15 protein-coding genes are annotated in these 19,498 nt (G+C 71.1%); 14 read left to right on the top strand and 1 reads right to left on the bottom strand.

The window, feature by feature from the left end:
* Positions 1–144: 144 nt before the first annotated feature.
* Positions 145–1,005, bottom strand: coding sequence for a zinc metalloprotease HtpX (gene htpX / locus JYK18_RS15085; protein WP_206802673.1), 861 nt, complete (start codon positions 1,003–1,005; stop codon positions 145–147).
* Positions 1,006–1,198: 193 nt separating this feature from the next.
* On the opposite strand from htpX, the gene JYK18_RS15080 reads away from it, so the two are divergent.
* The 14 genes from JYK18_RS15080 (at position 1,199) to JYK18_RS15015 (ending at position 19,478) form a co-directional block, all read left to right on the top strand.
* Positions 1,199–2,134, top strand: a complete 936-nt coding sequence (locus JYK18_RS15080; RefSeq protein ID WP_206802672.1) for a YncE family protein — start codon at positions 1,199–1,201, stop codon at positions 2,132–2,134.
* 64 nt (positions 2,135–2,198) lie between these two features.
* A complete protein-coding gene (locus JYK18_RS15075) occupies positions 2,199–3,071 on the top strand; it encodes an LLM class F420-dependent oxidoreductase (protein WP_206802671.1) in 873 nt (290 codons plus the stop codon).
* A 76-nt stretch (positions 3,072–3,147) separates the two neighbouring features.
* The gene (locus JYK18_RS15070; RefSeq protein ID WP_307795914.1) at positions 3,148–4,359 is read left to right on the top strand and encodes a BtrH N-terminal domain-containing protein; all 1,212 of its coding nucleotides are present in this window, start codon (positions 3,148–3,150) and stop codon (positions 4,357–4,359) included.
* Positions 4,360–4,460: 101 nt separating this feature from the next.
* Entirely contained in the window at positions 4,461–5,504 is a 1,044-nt protein-coding gene (locus JYK18_RS15065) for a Gfo/Idh/MocA family protein (RefSeq protein WP_206802670.1), read from the top strand.
* Positions 5,501–6,460 (top strand): NAD-dependent epimerase/dehydratase family protein, encoded by a 960-nt coding sequence (locus tag JYK18_RS15060; protein WP_206802669.1) that lies wholly within the window; start codon positions 5,501–5,503, stop codon positions 6,458–6,460. The genes JYK18_RS15065 and JYK18_RS15060 overlap by 4 nt, the downstream gene beginning before the upstream one ends.
* Positions 6,461–6,469: 9 nt before the next feature.
* Positions 6,470–7,999: an MBL fold metallo-hydrolase gene (locus JYK18_RS15055; RefSeq protein ID WP_206802668.1), complete on the top strand. Its 1,530-nt coding sequence runs from the start codon at positions 6,470–6,472 to the stop codon at positions 7,997–7,999.
* A 206-nt stretch (positions 8,000–8,205) separates the two neighbouring features.
* Complete coding sequence (locus tag JYK18_RS15050) at positions 8,206–12,318, top strand: DUF4082 domain-containing protein (RefSeq protein ID WP_206802667.1); 4,113 nt, start codon at positions 8,206–8,208, stop codon at positions 12,316–12,318.
* Positions 12,315–13,511 carry a glycosyltransferase gene (locus tag JYK18_RS48000; protein WP_206802666.1) on the top strand — a complete coding sequence of 399 codons (1,197 nt, stop codon included), beginning with the start codon at positions 12,315–12,317 and terminating at the stop codon, positions 13,509–13,511. Before JYK18_RS15050 ends, JYK18_RS48000 begins: the two co-directional genes overlap by 4 nt.
* Complete coding sequence (locus JYK18_RS15040) at positions 13,508–14,635, top strand: DegT/DnrJ/EryC1/StrS aminotransferase family protein (RefSeq protein ID WP_307795913.1); 1,128 nt, start codon at positions 13,508–13,510, stop codon at positions 14,633–14,635. Before JYK18_RS48000 ends, JYK18_RS15040 begins: the two co-directional genes overlap by 4 nt.
* Positions 14,632–15,267, top strand: a complete 636-nt coding sequence (locus JYK18_RS15035; protein ID WP_206802665.1) for a NeuD/PglB/VioB family sugar acetyltransferase — start codon at positions 14,632–14,634, stop codon at positions 15,265–15,267. The genes JYK18_RS15040 and JYK18_RS15035 overlap by 4 nt, the downstream gene beginning before the upstream one ends.
* Complete coding sequence (locus tag JYK18_RS15030) at positions 15,264–16,511, top strand: glycosyltransferase (protein ID WP_206802664.1); 1,248 nt, start codon at positions 15,264–15,266, stop codon at positions 16,509–16,511. The genes JYK18_RS15035 and JYK18_RS15030 overlap by 4 nt, the downstream gene beginning before the upstream one ends.
* Positions 16,508–17,614, top strand: a complete 1,107-nt coding sequence (locus JYK18_RS15025) for a DegT/DnrJ/EryC1/StrS aminotransferase family protein (protein ID WP_206802663.1) — start codon at positions 16,508–16,510, stop codon at positions 17,612–17,614. The genes JYK18_RS15030 and JYK18_RS15025 overlap by 4 nt, the downstream gene beginning before the upstream one ends.
* A complete protein-coding gene (locus tag JYK18_RS15020; protein WP_206802662.1) occupies positions 17,611–18,183 on the top strand; it encodes an acyltransferase in 573 nt (190 codons plus the stop codon). Before JYK18_RS15025 ends, JYK18_RS15020 begins: the two co-directional genes overlap by 4 nt.
* Entirely contained in the window at positions 18,180–19,478 is a 1,299-nt protein-coding gene (locus JYK18_RS15015) for a hypothetical protein (protein WP_206802661.1), read from the top strand. Before JYK18_RS15020 ends, JYK18_RS15015 begins: the two co-directional genes overlap by 4 nt.
* Positions 19,479–19,498 lie beyond the last annotated feature (20 nt).

Raw genomic sequence — 19,498 nt, 5'->3', positions numbered from 1 at the left:
GTCTGCTCGATGGGCTTCGTGATCCAGGTGGTTCCTGGCGGTGCGGCGGATTCGGCCTCGTACTGGCCGTACTCGGCCGAAGCCGCCGTGCCGCCAGGGGCCGCCTGGGCGCGAAGACCGCGAGCGTGACTTGCCGGACAGCGCCTAGCCGCGGCGGGCGAGTTCCTCCAGCCTGCGGACGCGTTCGGCGATCGGCGGGTGGGTGGAGAACCAGCGGGAGAACTTCTCGCCCGGCCGGAACGGGTTCGCGATCATCAGGTGTGACTGGGAAACGAGCTTCGGCTCGGGGACCAGCGGAGCCGCCCTCGTGCCCGCGTCGAGCTTGCGCAGGGCGGCGGCGAGGGCCAGCGGATCCCCGGTGAGCGCCGCGCCGGAGGCGTCCGCCTCGTACTCGCGCGAGCGGCTCACGCCCATCCGCACGATGCCCGCCGCGATCGGCCCGACCAGCACCAGCAGCAGGGTGACCAGCGGGTTGTCGTCCTCGCGGTCACTTCCGCCGAACACCCCGGCGAACATCGCCACGTTGGCCGCCACGCTGACCACGCTGGCCAGCACCCCGGCCACCGAGGAGATGAGGATGTCGCGGTTGTACACGTGGGCCAGTTCGTGCCCGAGCACCGCGCGCAACTCACGTTCGTCGAGCAGTTCCAGGATGCCGGTGGTGCAGCAGACCGCCGCGTGACGCGGGCTGCGCCCGGTGGCGAAGGCGTTCGGCGCCGCGGTCGGGCTCAGGTACAGGCTCGGCATCGGCTGCCGCGCGCTGGTGGCCAGCTCGCGCACGATGCGGTGGATGGCCGGGTACTCCGCCTCGGAGATCGGCCGGGCGCGCATGGCCCGCAGCGACAGCTTGTCCGAGCGGAAGTAGGCGAACCCGTTCATGCCCAGCGCCAGCACCAGGCCGATCAGCAGAGCACCGCGGCCGAAGGCGGCGCTGATCGCGATGATCAACGCGCTGAGCAGGCCCAGCAGCAGGGCGGTCCGCACCCCGTTCCGGTGCTTGTGCACTGGTGGCCGCCTCCCTTCGCGTACCGGGCCTCCCGGAGTCAGAACGCGTGCGGACCGCACGAGGTTCCAGCAGGATCCTCACCCGGTCGGGCGTCCGGCACAACCGGCGGTCACCCGGGAGCGGAGTTAGGGTCGAGACGATCGTGACACCACGCGACAGGAGCGCTACCCACGGCTGACCAGTGAGGACTCCATGCGGGCAAAGCTGATCTCGACCCTGTTACTGGCCATCGGACTGGTCACCGCGCCCCCGGCGCACGCCGAGGACGTGGTCACCATCGCCGTCGGCGACCGGCCGGCCGCGGTCGCGGTGAATTCCGTCACCGGCGCGGTCTACGTGGCCGGGAGCCGCTCGATCACCGTGGTGGCGGCCAACCTGGTGATCGCCACCGTCGACGTCGGCGGCCCGCTCAGCGACATCGCGGTCAACGAGCGCACCGGCCGGGTCTACGCGGCCAACCCCGGTGCGGGCACGGTGACCGTGCTCGACGGGGACAGCAACGCCGTGCTCGGGGTGATCGCCGCCGGGCCGGGAACGTCCACTGTGGATGTCGACGAGAACGCGAACACGATCTACGCGGCGGGCGGCCCGGCCGGCGCGGTGACCGTGCTCGACGGCGTGAGCGACACGCTGCGCGAGACCCTGTCCGGGCCGGCGGGACCGCTGATCGGGGTCCGGGTGGACGCGGGCCGCCGGGTCGCCTACTTCACCGGTGACCGGAGCCGGACGGTCGAGGTGCTGGACACCGTCGGCAAGACCTTCGTCGGCGCCGCGCCGGTCGGCAACGCGCCCGCCGGGCTCGACCTGCACGAGGCGAGCAACACGCTGTACGTGGCGAACTCCGGGATCCACCACATGTCCGTGGTCGACGGCGCGACCAGGGCCGAGACGGCCACGGTGCTCCTGCGCAGCGCGGCCTCCTCGGTGGCGGTGCACCAGGCCAGCGACACCGTCTACACCAACGGCGGGCCGAACGGGCTGGTCCGGATCGACGGCCGGGAGAACAAGGTGACCGGGGAGCTGTCGCTCGGCACCAACGCCGGGGACGTCGCGGTCGACCAGCACACCCGCATCGTCTACGTGGCCGACCCGCAGCGCGATTCCTTGCTCGCCATCGCCGGGTTCTGAAGCCCGGGTGAAGCCCCGCTGAAGTTACGGTCACCGGAGGTGACCACGGCGGTACGTTGCGGTCATGGAACTCGGGCTGCAGATTCCGGACTTCACCTTCGAGGGCGGACCCGCGCGGCTGGGCGCGGACCTCGCCGAGATCGCCCGCACCGCCGACCGGGGCGGCTTCGCCTACCTGGCGGTGATGGACCACTTCTTCCAGATCCACCTCTTCGGCCCGCCGGAGAAGGACATGCTGGAGGCCTACACCACGCTGGGCTTCCTCGCCGCGCACACCGAGCGGGTCAAGCTGCTCACCGTGGTCACCGGCGCCTACTTCCGCCACCCCGGCCTGCTCGCGAAGGCCGTCACCACGCTCGACGTGCTGTCCGGCGGGCGCGCGATGCTCGGTGTCGGCGCGGCCTGGAACGAGGAGGAGGCGCGGGGGCTCGGCTTCCGCTTCCCACCGCTCGCCGAGCGGTTCGAACTGCTCGAGGACGCGCTGCGGTACTGCCTGGCGATGTGGTCGGACAGCGAAAAACCGTTTTCCGGCAAGCACGTCGAGGCTGAGCGCCTGCTGAACTCGCCGCCGGCGCTGAGTTCGCCGCACCCGCCGATCATGATCGGGGGCGGCGGCGAGCGGAAGACGCTGCGCTTCGTGGCGAAGTACGGGCAGGCGTGCAACCTGTTCAACACGCCCGATCTGGAGCACAAGCTCGACGTGCTGCGGGCGCACTGCGAACGCGAGGGCCGGAACTACGACGAGATCACCAAAACCGTGTACCACCCGCTGGTCACCGGTGAGCACGGGGAGCGAACTGACGAGCTGGTCCGGGAACTGCGGCGGCTGGCCGGGCTCGGCGTGGACGCGGTGATCGGCGGAACGCCGGGGGCCGAACGGATCGCTCCGGTCGAGCACCTGGCGCGCGAGGTGATCCCGGTGATCGCTCCACTTTAGCCGCTGTCCGTTGACGTAGCCGCCGCCGCGTAATTTACTGGTCGCTTCCAACGGGCGAGGGCACCGAGGACGGCCAGTGGGCGATCAGGGGCACCAACTGCGCGGCGGCATCCAGCCGGACGTCTCGGCGGTGACCAACGTGTTGGCGGGGCAGGGATTCCACGGTCCCGATGGGACACCGCTGAGCGAGGCGCTGGTGTTCGCCTGCTCCGGCGGCATCGGCGCGGGCTACATCCTGTGGGAGTTCCAGCACGACGGCAACAAGCCGCTGGTGCTCGGCTTCCGCGGCCGCTGGCAGTACCCGCAGGCCTGGCTGGAGTCCACAGTGGAGCGCCTGGGCGTACCCGCCGAGGTGCACACCACCGGTGGCGCGGCCGGCGCCGCGCAGCGGCTGACCGCCGAGCTGGCCGCCGGGCACCCGGCGATCGTGCTGCCCGACCGCTACCTGCTCGGCTACTGGCACCTGCCGGCCAGCACCGAGGCGATGGGCGGGCACTTCGTGGTGGCCTACGGCGAAGAAGACGGCCGGGTGCTGGTCGACGACCGCAACCTGGCGCCGCTCACGGTGGAGCGCGCCGCCTTCGACCGGGCCCGCAGCCGCGTGGTCTCCTACCAGAACCTGCTGGTCCGCCTGCTGCCGCCGGAGGACGGGATCGGCGCGGCGGACCTGCGGGCGGCGGTGCGCGGCGGACTCACCGAATGCGCCGAACGGCTCTCCGCCAAATCCGCCTCCTTCTCCCTGCCCGCCTGGGCCAAATGGGCGCGCCTGCTCACCGACGAGCAGAAGCCGAAGGGCTGGCCGACCATCTTCGCCGACCGCGGCGGGCTGACCGGCACGCTGTTGTCCATCTGGGACAGTGTTACGCCCGCCGGGATGACCGGCGGCAGCCTGCGCGGGTTGTTCGCCGCCTCGCTGGCCGAAGCGGCCGTCGTGCTCGACCTCCCCGAACTCGCCGAGCAGGCGCACCGCTGGCAGGAGATCAACGGGCTCTGGCACCAGTTCGCCGACACCGCGCTCGACCCGAAGATCGAGCCGTTCGCCCGGATGCGCGACCTGGCCTCGACGATCTCCGGCGGCATCTTCACCGAGGGTGACGCCATGCAGCAGTCGGCCGGGCAGGCCGCGGCCGAGCTGTGGATGCTCCGCGCCCAGCACGACGCCGTCTGCCCACTGTCCACAAAGGAGGTCCACGTGCTGTTCCAGGAACTCGGCACGCGGCTCCGGGTGATCCACGAGGCCGAGACCGCGGCCATCGGCGCGCTCCGGTCGGTGATTTTCGAACCGTAGCGCGATCATGCGTTCACGCTGCGTGTAACGACTGCTCGCAGCCCGGCGAATCACAGCGTGGAGCCGGGCCGCAGGGGCGCCCGCGGAACGGGGAGTCGGACGTGGAACGCATCGGCCTGGCCGTGATCGGCGCCGGTTACTGGGGCCCGAACCTGGTCCGGAACGCGCAGGCGACACCGGGCCTGCGCCTGGAGTACCTGTGTGACCTGGACATCTCCCGCGCGCAGCGGGTGCTCGGCGGTTACTCGACGGTGCGCGCCAGCGCTTCGCTGGACGAGGTGCTGGCCGACGACTCGGTCGGCGCGGTGGCCATCGCGACCCCGGCGGGCACGCACCTGAAGGTGGCGCTCGCCGCGCTCGAAGCGGGCAAGCACGTGCTGGTGGAGAAGCCGCTGGCGGCGAACCTGGCCGAGGGGCGGCAGCTGGTCGATGCGGCGGAGAGCCGCGGCCTGGTGCTCATGCTCGACCACACCTACTGCTACACCCCCGCCGTGGCCCACCTGCGGGAACTGGTCCGCGGCGGCGAGCTCGGCGACATCCAGTACCTGGACTCGGTGCGCATCAACCTCGGCCTGGTGCAGCCGGACGTGGACGTGCTGTGGGACCTGGCCCCGCACGACCTGTCGGTGTTCGACGCCATCCTGCCCGACGGGCTGGAGCCGCTGGAGGTGGCCGCGCACGGGTCCGACCCGATTGGCGCCGGGCGCGCCTGCGTCGCGCACCTGACCATCCGGCTGACCGGCGGCGCGATGGCGCACGTGCACGTGAACTGGTTGTCGCCGACCAAGATCCGCACGATGGTGATCGGCGGGTCGAGCCGCACGGTGGTGTGGGACGACCTGAACCCGAGCCAGCGGCTGTCGATCTACGACCGCGGCGTGGACCGGCGCACCGATCTCGGCGCCGGCGAGCGCGAGCAGGCGATCATCTCCTACCGCGTCGGCGACATGGTGGCCCCGGCGCTGACCGAGCGCGAGGCGCTGCGGGCGGTGATGGCGGAGTTCGCCGACTCGATCCTCGGCGGCCGCCGCCCGCTCACCGACGGCCGGTCCGGCCTGCGCGTGCTCGCCCTGCTCGAAGCCGCCAGCGAAAGCCTGGCGGCCGGAGGGACGTTCGTCCCGATCAAGACGGAGGTAGCCGCGTGAGCGGGCAGCCCATCGAAGGACAGCGGTGCCTGGTCACCGGGGGTGCGGGCACGATCGGGTCGGCGGTGGTCGACCAGCTGCTCGAGGCGGGGGCCGCCGAGGTCGTCGTGCTGGACAACTTCGTGCGCGGCCGACGGGAGAACCTGGCCGACGCGGCCGGCGACCGGCTGACCATCGTCGAGGGCGACATCAACGACGCCAAGCTGGTCCACGAGCTGTCAGAGGGCATCGACCTCGTCTACCACCTCGCGGCCATCCGGATCACCCAGTGCGCCGAGGAACCGCGCCTGGCCCTGGAGTCCCTTGTGGACGGGACCTTCACCGTGCTGGAAGCCGCCGCGGCGGCGAAGGTGCGCAAGGTGATCGCCTCCTCGTCGGCCTCGGTGTACGGGCTGGCCGAGACCTTCCCCACCGACGAGCGCCACCACCCGTACAACAACGACACCTTTTACGGCGCCGCGAAGGCGTTCAACGAGGGCATGCTCCGCAGCTTCAAGGCGATGTACGACCTGGACTACGTGGCGCTGCGCTACTTCAACGTGTATGGCCCGCGCATGGACGTGCACGGCCTCTACACCGAGGTGCTGATCCGCTGGATGGAACGCATCGCCGACGGCAAGCCCCCGCTGATCTTCGGCGACGGCGCGCAGACGATGGACTTCGTCCACGTGCACGACATCGCGCGGGCGAACATCCTGGCGGCGCGCGCCCCGGTCACCGACCGCGTCTACAACATCGCCAACGCCACCGAGACCAGCCTCCGCGAGCTGGCGCTGGGCCTGCTCACCGCGATGGGCTCGGACCTCGAACCCGAGCACGGCCCCGAGCGCGCGGTCAACGGCGTCACCCGGCGGCTGGCCGACATCTCGGCGGCCGCGCGCGACCTCGGCTGGGAACCCCGGATCAAGCTGCCCGACGGCCTGCGCGGGCTCGTCGAGTGGTGGCAGAAAGCGTAGGGAACCTCGATGTCGGCGATCCGCTACCTCGGCCACGCCGGGTTCACCGTGGAGCACAACGGGACCCGGTTGCTGATGGACCCCTGGTTCTTCCCCGCGTTCCTCGGTTCGTGGTTCCCCTACCCGGACAACCGGCACCTCCTGCCCGACGTCGTCGAGGGCCGGTGGGACTACCTCTACGTCTCCCACGCGCACGAGGACCACTACGACGAGAAGCTGCTCGCCGGCCTGGACCGGTCGATCACCGTGCTGGTGGCGAAGTACCGCTCCAAGGTGATGGTGAAGCACTTCCGCGCGCTCGGCTTCGAGAACGTCATCGCCCTGGAGCACAAGGAATCCCTCGAACTGGCTCCGGGCTTCACGGTGACCGTCTACCTGGACACCAGCCACAAGGAGGACAGCGGGCTGCTGGTCGACGTCGACGGCTACCGCTTCCTCGACCTGAACGACTGCAACACCGCGATGTCCGAGCTGCCCACGGACATCGACCTGCTGGCGGCCCAGTTCTCCGGCGCGATGTGGTACCCGAACTGCTACGACTACCCGCCCGCGATGATGGCGGAGAAGGTGGCCGGGGTCCGCGACGACCTGATGGACACGCTCTACCGCAAGGCGAAGCTGACCGGGGCGCGCACCTACCTGCCCTCGGCCGGGCCCGCCTGCTTCCTCGACCCCGACCTGGCCGAGTACAACGACCGCGACAGCACCATCTTCCCGGTCTGGGACCAGGTCGCCGACGGCTTCGCCACGGCCTGCCCGGAGATCGAGGTGCTGCGGCTTGGCCCCGGCGACTCGATCGAGGTGGACCCGGCCGCGAAGACCGCCACCGCCCGGCGCCTGCCGGGCAGCAAGCTCGACGAGGACCTGGACGCCTACCGCGAACGCCGCCGCGCCGAGTGGGAGGAGTTCCACGAAGGCCCCGAGCCCGCGGTCACCATGGACGAGGTCGAGGCGTACTTCAGCACGCTGCAGCGGTGGAACAAGCGCTTCCTCGGCGACTTCAGCAAGGACATCCGGCTGATCACCGGCACCACCAACTGGGACGTGCGGCTCGGCAGGCTCGCCGAGCACTTCGTGATCGAGGGCGAGGAGCCCTACGACCCGGACTACACGCTGCTGGTGCCGCCGCGCGTGCTGCGCGCCATCGTCGACGGCAAGACCGGCTGGGAGGAGGCGCTGCTGTCGATGCGGCTGGGCCTGCACCGCGAGCCGGACGTGTTCGACCTGACCTTCATGGGCCTGCTGCGGTACGGGAACCACCCCGCGCAGACCATGCAGATGCTGCGGGAACGGCAGAACACCGAGACCATCGAGCGCGACGGGCTGCGGTTGCAGCGGTTCTGCCCGCACGCCGGCGAGGACCTCAGCTTCGCCGACATCGGCGGCGGGCGGATCGAATGCCCCCGGCACCACTGGATCTGGGACGCCCGGACCGGCAAGTGCGTGGACAAGGCGTCGATCGACCTGCGGGTGGAAGTGCTGGACGAGAACTCGCCGGTGCTGGTGGCGGAAAAAACCCGAGATCAAGAACCCGGGTGATTTCCCACCTGTTCGGCCGCTTTACCCCTTTCCGCCATTACGTTATGTAGCGCTTTCCTTGCCAGTACCAACGTTATGGAATTGCGACGACTCATTCGCGTGAGCCCGAGCGGAATGCTGTAACAACACTCGACTTCCACTCGATTTCCCCGGCGTCTGGCCACCGGGTTTTCCCGGTCACCTCCCTTTGAACGGAAGGCACGACCATGCACGCCCATTCCACCCAGGGGGAGCACAGAGCGGGGCGCCGGTACCGGCCGCTGCTCCTGGCCTCGGTCCTCTTCGTACTGGCGGGCTGCCTGGTGGCCGCCCCGGTGCCGTTCGGCACCACGGCACAGGCGCAGGCCGCCTGCGCGAACAAGATCGCCTGCGAGAACGAGGCGGCGGGCACCGATGACTGGCAGGTGTCCAATTTCGACGACACCATCGCCGGCTTCACCACCGACATCAGCGCCACGCCCGGCTCGACGGTCACCTTCAAGGTGAAGACGAACGCGCCGGGGTACAGCGTGACGATCTACCGGCTCGGCTACTACCAGGGCAAGGGGGCGCGGTACATGGGCACCGCGACCCGCAACAGCAGCCAGTCGCAGCCTGCCTGCCTGACCGATCCGACCGGCCTGCTCGACTGCGGCAACTGGGCGCCCTCGGTGACCTGGACGGTGCCCGCGAACGCCACCTCCGGTCTGTACTACGCGGTGCTGCGGCGGTCGAACCTGACGCCGGAGGAGCTGGCCAGCAACCCGCCGGAGAACGAGATCGCCTTTGTCGTCCGCGACGACGCGAGCACCTCGAAGATCCTGTTCCAGACCTCGGACTCGACCTGGCAGGCCTACAACACCTACGGCAACGGCCCGAACCGCGCGGGCAACAGCATGTACTTCACCACCTACGGCGAACCGGCGCCCGGTCAGCCTGCCAACCCGACCGGCCCCGGCCCGCAGGGGTCGGCGTACAAGGTCAGCTACAACCGCCCGCTCTACGGCCAGGGCGACGAGAACTTCATCTTCAACGCCGAGTTCCCGATGCTGAAGTTCATGGAGCGCAACGGCTACGACATGAGCTACACCACCGATGTGGACAGTGCGCGGCGCGGGCAGCTGATCAAGAACCACAAGGTGTTCATGGCCGTCGGCCACGACGAGTACTGGTCGAAGGAGCAGCGGTCCAATGTGGAGGCCGCCCGCGACGCCGGGGTGCACCTGGCCTTCATGACCGGCAACGAGGTGTTCTGGAAGACCCGCTGGGAGCCGAGCATCGCCGGTGCGCCGACCGACTGGCGCACGCTGGTCTGCTACAAGGAGACCAAGCACGACGGCAAGATCGACCCGCACCCGGACTGGACCGGTACCTGGCGCGACGCCCGCTACAGCCCGCCGTCGGACGGTGGCAAGCCGGAAAACGCGTTGCTGGGCAACATCTTCACCGTCAACGGCAAACGCGAGGACGCGCTCACCGTGCCCTCGGCGTACGGCAAGATGCGGCTCTGGCGCAACACCGCGGTGGCGCAGAAACCGGCCGGTGACGTCTACACCTTCAAGTCGGGCACGCTCGGCTACGAGTGGAACTCGGTGGAGGACAACGGGTTCACCCCGCCCGGCACGGCCCAGCTCTCGCGCACCACGGTCACCATGGACGGGTTCTGGGTGCTGCAGAACGAGGGCGACGAATACGGCTCCGGCACCAAAACCCACGCGCTGACGCTGTACCGCCACCCCAGCGGCTCGCTGGTGTTCGGCGCCGGGACCGTGCAGTGGGCGTGGGGCCTGGACAACGAGCACGCCTTCCCCGAGCACGACCAGACCGCGGACCCGGCGATCCAGCAGGCCACGGTGAACCTGATGGCGGACATGGGCGTGCAGCCGACCACGCTGATGGCCGGACTGGCCGCGGCGTCGGCGAGCACCGACACCGCGGCCCCTTCGGTGGCCATCACCAGCGCGCCGCCGACCACCGTCGGCACCGACTACACCATCTCCGGCACGGTCACCGACGCCGCGGGCAAGGTCGCCGGGGTCGAGGTCTCGGTCGACGACGGCGCCACCTGGCACCCCGGTCTGTGGACCGCGGGCACCACCAGCTGGCAGTACAAGTTCACCCCGGCCACCTCCGGCACGCCGACGGTCAAGGTGCGCGCGGTGGACGATTCGGCGAACCTGTCCGCCCCGGTGTCGCGGGTGATCACGGTCAACATGCGGACCTGCCCGTGCAGCATCTGGACCTCGCAGATGACCCCGGCCAACCCGGCGGCCAACGACGCCGGCGCGATCGAGGTCGGCGTGAAGTGGCGCGCCTCGGCCGACGGGTACGTGCGCGGCATCAAGTTCTACAAGGGACAGGGCAACACCGGCACGCACACCGGCAGCCTGTGGACCAAGGACGGCCAGTTGCTCGGCACCGGCACGTTCACCAACGAGACGGCCACCGGCTGGCAGACGCTGACGCTGCCGACCTCGGTGCCGGTCACCGCCGGGGTCACCTACGTGGCCTCCTACTACGCGCCGAACGGGCGCTACAGCGCGGACAACTTCACCTTCACCGGCAACGGCGTCTCACTCGACCCGCTGACCGCGTTGAAGAGCGGCGTCGACGGCACGAACGGCGTGTTCAAGGGCGGTGGCCCCGGCTTCCCGCAGTCCAGCTACCAGGACACCAACTACTGGGTGGACGTGGTGTGGGCGCTCGATCCCGGCCCGGACACCCGCGCGCCGATGCTGTTGTCCACCGCGCCGCTGGCAGGCGAGACCTCGGTGTCGACGGCGAGCCCGCCGGTCTCGGTGACCTTCGACGAGAACGTCGCGCCGAGCACCGTGCAGTTCACGCTGACCTATCCCGGCGGCTCCGAGCCCGGCACGGTGTCCACCACCGGCGGCAAGGTGACCTTCACCCCGCAGCTGGCGCTGGACGCGGGCACCGTCTACACCGCGACCGTGCGGGCCTCGGACGCCTCGGGCAACGCGGCCCAGCAGGTGCAGTGGCAGTTCACCACCGGCTCACCCCGACCGGCGGCCTGCCCGTGCACGGTGTGGGACGACTTCACGCACCCGGTGAACAAGGCCGATCCGAACGACTCCTCGCCGGTCGAGCTGGGCACCAAGGTGCGCTTCGACGGCAAGGGCAACGTGCTCGGCGTGCGGTTCTACAAGGGACCGGGCAACACCGGCACGCACACCGGCACGCTGTGGAACGCCGCCGGGCAGCCGCTGCGGACCGGCACCTTCGTCAACGAGAGCGCGGTCGGCTGGCAGACGCTGATGTTCAGCTCGCCGGTGCAGGTGCAGGCGAACACCACCTACGTGGTCTCGTACTACGCGCCGAACGGGCACTACGCCGGGGACAACGCGTACTTCCGCGACAACGGGGCCGATCACGCCGGCATCCGAGCGCTCGCCGAAGGGGTCGACGGCGGCAACGGCGTCTACCGCTACGGCTCGGGCGGCGGCTTCCCGCAGAACTCGTGGGGCTCGTCGAACTACTGGGTCGACGTGATCTTCCAGAACGGGCTCAACGGCGACACCACCCCGCCGGCGGTCACCAGCCGCACCCCGGCCTCGGCCGCCACGAACGTGCCGCTGACCACCGCGGTCAGCACCACCTTCAACGAGCCGATCGACCTGTCCAGCGTGCAGTTCACCCTGCAGGACCCCGGCCTGGCCAAGCTGACCGGCACGGCGGCGCTGTCCGCCGACCAGAAGACGGTCACCTGGACCCCGTCGGCGAAGCTGGCGCCGGGCACCACCTACACGGCGAACCTGAAGGTGGCCGACGCCAACGGCAACGCCATGCCGACGCCGACCACCTGGTCCTTCACCACCACGACCACGCCGAGCTGCCCGTGCTCGCTGTTCTCCTCGGCCACCGTGCCCACGGTGCAGGCCGAGAACGACAGCGGCTCGTACGAGCTGGGCGTCCGGTTCAGCTCGTCCGTGCCGGGCACGGTCACCGGGGTGAAGTTCTTCAAGGGCACGGGCAACACCGGTACGCACACCGGCAGCCTGTGGACCGCGGGCGGTCAGCTGGTGGCCACCGGGACCTTCGTCAACGAGACCGCGACGGGCTGGCAGACCCTGCTGTTCGCCACACCGGTGAGCATCCAGGCCGGTGAGTCCTACATCGCCTCGTACACCGCGCCCAACGGCCACTACGCGGCCGACGGGAGCTACTTCGAGCGAACCGCGGTGACCAGTACCCCGCTGACCGCGGGCGCGACCGGTGGGGACACCCCGAACGGGGTCTACCACGTCGGGCCGGGCTTCCCGCAGTCGTCCTTCCGCGGGGCGAACTACTGGGTCGACGTCGTGTGGCAGCCGGCCCCGTGACCGGACGGCACCGGCGCTCGAGCCGCGCGGGACGACGACTCACGGTCGTCGTCTCGGGCGTGCCCTGGGACGGGGTGAAGGGCTCCGAACGGCAGCTCGCGGAGGCCCTCACCACGCACACCGACGTGCTGTGGGTGGATCCCCCGGTCTCCCCCGCGACGCCCGCGCGCTACCGCGGGCTGAGCGGGGCGGGCAGGCAGTGGCGATCGCGGACCCGGCCGGTCTCCGACCGGCTGACCCGGCTGACCCCGGTCGCCCTGCCGGGCCTGTCCCGGCCGGGGGTGCGCGCGGCCACCTGGCCGATGGTGCGCTCGCAGATCCGGCGCACGCTGCGCGGGATGCGGCAGTGGCCGACCGCGGTGCTCGCCTGCTCCACCCACGACGTGCTCGGCGGGTGGGGCGCGGGCGTGACGAACGTGCTCTACGGCACCGACGACTGGGTGGCCGGGGCCGAGCTGATGCGGATGGACGTCCGGCAGATCGTCGCCGGGGAACAGCGGAACCTGGCCAGGGCGGACGTGGTGCTGGCGGTCGGTCCCGAACTGGCCGCGCGCTGGCGGGACTCCGGGGTGGCGCCGGAGGTCTTCCCGAACGGCTGCGATCCCGATGCCTACGCCGGGATCGACCAGGTCACGCCGATCGAACTGCCGCCGGGCTTCCCGGACAAGATCGCCGGGCTGTCCGGGCAGCTGTCCGACCGGATCGACCTGCGGTTGCTGGAGGCGGTCGCGGACACCGGGGTGGGCCTGCTGCTGGTCGGCCCGCGTGCTCCGGGCTGGCAGCCGGACCGGGTCGACGCGCTGCTCGCGCGGGACAACGTGCACCACACCGGGCCGGTGCCGTTCGAGCGGCTGCTGCCCTGCCTCGCCCGGTTCGGGGTGGGGCTGACGCCGTACGCGGACACCGCGTTCAACCGCGCGTCCTTCCCGCTGAAGACGCTCGAATACCTCGCCGCGGGCCTGCCCGTGGTGAGCACGGACCTGCCGGCGAGCCGCCGGTTGCAGGCCGAGTTCCGGGAACTGGAGATCACCGGCGACGCGGATTCGTACGCGCTCGGGGTGCTCGACGCGCTGTCCACCTCGCCCGGCGAGGCGCGGGTGGCGGCGCGGCGCGCGTTCGCCCGCCGGCATTCGTGGGCCGCACGCGCGGCCCGCCTGATGGAGCTGCTGGAGAACAGGGAGGGAACCACGTGATTCCGGTGATGCGGCCGATGCTGGGGGACGAGGAGGCCGACGCCGTGGCGGCGGTCGTCCGCTCGGGCTGGATCGCCCAGGGACCCAAGGTGGCCGAGTTCGAGCAAGCGTTTGCGGCCCGGATCGGCGCTGCTCACGGCGTCGCGGTCTCCTCGTGCACCACGGCGCTGCACCTGGCGCTGCACGCCATCGGCGTCCGGCCGGGCGACGAGGTGGTGGTGCCCTCGTTCAGCTTCATCGCCACCGCCAACGCGGTGCGCTACTGCGGGGCGACCCCGGTCTTCGCCGACGTCGACGAGCTGACCGGCAACCTCACGGTGTCCACTGTGGACGAGGTGCTGACCACCCGCACCAAGGCGGTGCTCGCGGTGCACCAGGGCGGCGTGCCCGCCGACGTGGACGCGCTGCGCCGGTTGTGCGGCAGCATCCCGGTGCTGGAGGACGCCGCCTGCGCGGCCGGGTCGACCTACCTCGGGCACCAGGTCGGCGCGGGCGCGCCGCTGGCCGCCTGGTCGTTCCACCCGCGCAAGCTGCTGACCACCGGTGAGGGCGGCATGCTCACCACCGACGACGCCGAACTGGCCGCACGCCTGCGGCGGCTGCGCGAGCACGGGATGAGCGTGTCGGCCGCGGACCGGCACGCGGCCGGTACCGCGATCGTCGAGCAGTACCTGGAAACCGCGTTCAACTACCGGATGACCGACATCCAGGCGGCGATGGGCCTGGTGCAGCTGACCCGGCTGGAGCCGCTGGTCGCGCAACGCCGGTCGCTGGCCGCGCGGTACCACGAACTGCTCGCCGAGGTGCCCGGCGTGCGGCCGCTGCGCGATCCCGCCTACGGCAAGACGAACTACCAGGCGTTCTGGGTGCTGGTCGACGAGAACGTGGACCGCAACGGCCTGCTCGCCACGCTCGCCGAGGCCGGGATCTCGGCGCGCCGCGGCATCATGGCGTCCCACCTGGAGCTCGCGTACGCCGGGCACCCGCACGTCCCGCTGCCCGTCACCGAACGGCTCACGCGGCATTCGCTGATCCTCCCGCTGCACCACGAACTCACCGCCGAGGACCAGCGCCACATCGTCGGCACGCTCGCCGCCGCACTGAGTCCGGTGGTCACCCGATGAGGCCACTGCTGCTGGTCGGCGCCGGTGGCCTGGCCCGCGAGACGCTCGCCGCGGTTCGTGCCGGGACGGACTGGAACCCGATCGGCGCGCTCGACGACAACCCCGCCACGCACGGCACCGAGATCGACGGCCTGCCCGTGCTCGGGCCGTCCGCCATGGTCCACGAGCGGACCGACGCGGCGGTGGTGATCTGCGTGGCCAACGTCCGGCGCCCGTACGCGCGCCGGGACCTCGCCGCGCGGCTGGACCTGCCCGACGACCGCTACGCCACGGTGGTGCACCCGGCCGCCTCGCTGGCCCCCGGCACGGAGGTCGGGGCCGGCTCGATCCTGTTCGCGGGCGTGGTGGTCACCGCGCCGCAACGGGTCGGCAGGCACGTGCTGGCCATGCCGCAAGTGGTGTTCACGCACGACGACGAGGTCGGCGACCACTCCTGCTTCGCCGCCCGCGCGGTGCTCGCCGGCGGAGTCCACATCGGACAGTGCGCGTACCTGGGTCAGGGCGCGCTGGTCCGCGAGTTCACCAAGATCGGCGAAGGCGCGGTGATCGGCATGGGCTCGGTGGTGCTCACCGACGTGCCCGCCGGGCAGACCTGGGCAGGCGTTCCGGCGAAACCTCTGGGGGAACAGTGAGGATCCTGGTCTACCCGCACGCGATGGAGATCGGCGGCTCGCAGCTCAACGCGCTGCAGTTGGCCGGGGCGGTGCGCGACCTCGGGCACGAGGTGACCGTGCTGTCCGAGCCGGGGCCGCTGGTCGACTACGTGCGCGAGCTGCGGCTGCCGCACGTGGAGATCCCGCTGCACCGCCGTCGCCCGTCGGCGCGGGTGGCGCGGCGGATCGCCGGGCTCATCGACGACCTGGGCATCGACGTGGTGCACGGGCACGAATGGCCGCCGGTGCTGGAAGCGGTGGCCGCGACGGCAACCCGACGGGAGACCGCGGTCTACGCCACCGTCATGTCGATGTCCGTGGTGCCGTTCTTCCCGCGCGCGGTGCCGATGACCGTGGGCACCGAGGAGATCCGGGCGGCCGCGCTGGCCGCCGGGCACCGGCGGGTCACCCTGCTCGAACCGCCGGTCGACACCGACGCCGACCGGCCGGACCTGGACACCTCGTTCCGCGAGGAGCACGGGCTCGATCCGGCCGTGCCGTTGCTGGCGATGATCTGCCGCCTGGTGCCGGAGTTGAAGCTGGAAGGCCTGCTGGCCGCGTGCGACGCGGTCGGTGAGCTGGCGGTCGCGGGCCGGAAGGTGCAGCTGGTGATCGTCGGGGACGGCCGCAGCCGTCCCGAGGTCGAGGCGCACGCGGCCCGCGCGAACGAGCTGGCCGGCTCGCGGGTGGTGGTGCTGACCGGCGAGATCAGCGATCCGCGGCCCGCCTACGCCGCCGCGGACGTGCTGGTCGGGCAGGGCGGTTCGGCGTTGCGCGGGATGTCGTTCGGCAAGCCGCTGGTGGTGGTCGGCGAGCGCGGGTTCAGCGAGCTGCTGACCCGCGAGACGGCACCGCGGTTCCTGTCCGCCGGGTGGTACGGGCAGGGCCCGGGGTCGCGGGGTTCGGGTGTGCCGGGACTGCGGGACACGCTCGACCACGTGATCGCCAATCCCGTGCTGCGCCAGGAACTCGGGGCGTTCTCGCGGGAGCTGGTACTCGAGCGGTTCAGCCTCCGCGGCGCCGCCGAACTGCTGGAACGCGAGTACACCGCCGCGCGGTACGGGCCCCGGCCGCTCGTCCCGCTCGCCGCCGACGCGGCCCGCAGCGCCGCCGGGTTGTTCGGCTACAAGCTGCACCGCAAGTACCAGGGCCTCCGTGGCACGGCCCGCACCGACGACGCCAACGCCAACCCGGTTCTTTCCCGCGAAAGGGCAGTCAAATGAGCGGAATTCCCCTGGTCGACCTCGCCGCACAGCACCGGCAGGTGGCCGACGAGGTCGCCGACGGCTGGGCCGCGGTGCTCAAGGCGACGGCGTTCGTCGGCGGCCCGCAGGTCGCCGCGTTCGAGGCCGAGTTCGCCGCGTTCTCCGAGGTGGCGCACTGCGCCGCGGTCGGGAACGGCACGGACGCGATCGAACTTTCCCTGCGCGCGCTGGGCGTCGGCCCCGGTGACGAGTGCGTGCTGCCCGCCAACACGTTCATCGCGACCGCGGAAGCCGTGGCCCGCACCGGCGCCACGCCGGTGCTGGTGGACGTCGACGAGCGGACCGCGCTGCTCGACCCGGACCTGCTCGCCGCGCGGATCAACCCGCGCACCAAGGCGATCCTCCCGGTCCACCTGTACGGGCAGACCGCGGCGGTCGAGGACATCCTGCCGATCGCGCGCGCGGCCGGGGCCTCCGTGGTCGAGGACGCCGCTCAGGCGCAGGGCGCGCGGCGTCACGGCGTGGTGGCCGGCGGCCTCGGTGACGTCGCGGCGACCAGCTTCTACCCGGGCAAGAACCTCGGTGCCTACGGTGACGGCGGAGCCGTGCTGACGCAGGACGCCGGGATCGCCGAACGGGTCAAACTGCTGCGGGAGCACGGTTCCCCGCGGAAGTACGAGCACACCACGCTCGGCTTCAACTCCCGCCTGGACACCCTCCAGGCCGTCGTGCTGTCGGCGAAACTGCGCCGCCTGGCCGGGTGGAACGCCGCCCGCCGGGAGGCCGCCTCGCGCTACGACGCGCTGTTGAGCGACTTGCCGCAGGTCCAGCCACCCGTGGTGCTGCCGGGCAACGAACCCGTGTGGCACCTGTACGTGCTGCGGGTGGCCGAGCGCGATCGGGTCCTCGCGCACCTCCAGGCCAACGGGATCGGCGCGGGCATCCACTACCCGACGCCGGTGCACCGGACGCCCGCCTTCGCTTCGCTCGGCCACCGGCCGGGCGATTTCCCGGTCACCGAACGGCTGGCCGGGCAGCTGCTGTCGATCCCCCTTTTCCCGGAGATCACCGCGGCGCAACAGGAACAAGTGGTGGAAGTGCTGATGGAGGCGGTTCGATGACCGAGGTGCGGGTGCATCCCCAGGGGTTGTGCGAGAGCGACCAGGTCGGCGCGGGCACGCGGGTGTGGGCGTTCGCCCACGTGCTGCCCGGCGCGAAGGTCGGCAAGGACTGCAACATCTGCGATGGCGCGTTCGTCGAGGACGGCGCGGTGCTGGGCGACAACGTGACGGTGAAGAACGCGACGCTCGTCTTTCGAGGAGTGACCTGTGAGAACGACGTTTTCCTTGGACCGAACGTGGTGTTCACCAATGACCTGCGCCCCCGCGCGCACATCAAGCGCGGGCCGGACTCGCTGCTGCTGACCAAGGTCCGCCGCGGTGCCACGCTCGGCGCGGGCGTGGTCGTGGTGTGCGGCACGGAGATCGGCGAGCACTCGTTCGCCGCGGCGGGGGCGGTGGTGGCGCGCGACGTGCCCGCGCACGCGTTCGTCGCGGGCAACCCGGCGCGGCAGAAGGGCTGGGTGTGCGAATGCGGTGAGCCGCTGGACAGCGCGCTGACCTGCGCCGGCTGCCTGTCGGTGTACGAGCACCGCGAGGACGACCGCGGGCTGCGGAGGCGAACGGCATGAGGGCCGCGCGGCAGGCGGCACTTTCGGGCACCGTGCTCCTCACGCTCGCGTGCTCGCCTGCCGCGCCCACCGTGCCGCCACCCCCGGTGACCACGAGCAGCCCGGCACCGGCGAACTTCGCCTCGGTGCCGTGGGAGGGTGGTCCGGCGTACTACGCGGCGTTCGGCAAGGCCGCCGAAGCGGGCTGGACGGATCCGTCGTTCTTCCCGATCGGCGTCTGGTTCGAGTCGGTGCTCGAACCGAAGGACACCGAGCTGGACAAGGCCGCCGGGATCAACACGTACTTCGAACTGACCTCGAACAGCTCGCTGCCGCTGGTGCGCGAGGCCGGGATGCACGCTTTTCCCAGCGGTCCCAACGATTCGGCCGGGCCGGAGACGGTCGGCTGGACGCTGACCGACGAGCCCGACATGTGGGCGGGCCCCGGGCACGGCGCGTGGACCGGGAACGCGCCGGGCAAGGGTGAGGTCTGCGTCGGGGAGCCGTGCGGGTACACGGTGATGAAGACGCTCGCGGACAAGCTACCCCCGGACGACGGCCGCCTGCGGTACGCGAACTTCGGCAAGGGCGTGATGTTCTGGGAGACCGACGAGCAGGCGGGCACCTTCGTCAACGACTACACGACGGCGACCTCGGCGGATCTGTACTGGTACACCGATCCGAACATCTGCACGTCGCCGTCGGAGGGGCCGGCGATCGGGGTCGCGCCGGAGCAGTGCCGGGTGGCCGCGAACTACGGCCGGGTGGTGGACCGGATGCGCTCGCTCGACCTGGCCGACGGGAAGCTGCAGCCGATCTACGCGCTGATCGAGAACGGCCACCCGTTCACCGAGGCCGACGCCCCCACGATCACCGGTGACCAGCTGGCGGGGGCGGTGTTCAACTCCCTGATCCACGAGGCTCGGGGGATCATCTACTTCAACCACAACTTCGGCGGCGAGTGCGTTTCGCAGCACGTCCTCCGCGACGCCTGCGGGGCGGCGATCCGGCCCGCGGTGACCGAGGTGAACCGGCGGGTGACCGAACTGGCGCCGGTGCTGAACACGCAGTCGCTGGTCCACCTGTTCAGCCCGAACCTGGACACCATGTTCAAGCGGCACAACGGTTCGACGTACATCTTCGCAATGCCGAAGCGCGGTACGGCGCCCGGGCCGCAGGCCTTGGCCCTGCCCGCGGGGCTGACCGGCGAGGCGAAGGTGCTCTTCGAAGACCGCTCGGTGCCGGTGGTGAACGGGACCATCACGGACACGTTCGCGGCCGAGCACAGCTACCACGTCTACGTCCTCCCCGGCTGAGGCCCGGTAACGTGCAAGAT

Source organism: Amycolatopsis sp. 195334CR, from assembly GCF_017309385.1.
GTDB lineage: Bacteria > Actinomycetota > Actinomycetes > Mycobacteriales > Pseudonocardiaceae > Amycolatopsis.
This window is presented reverse-complemented; position numbering and strand designations above follow the sequence as displayed.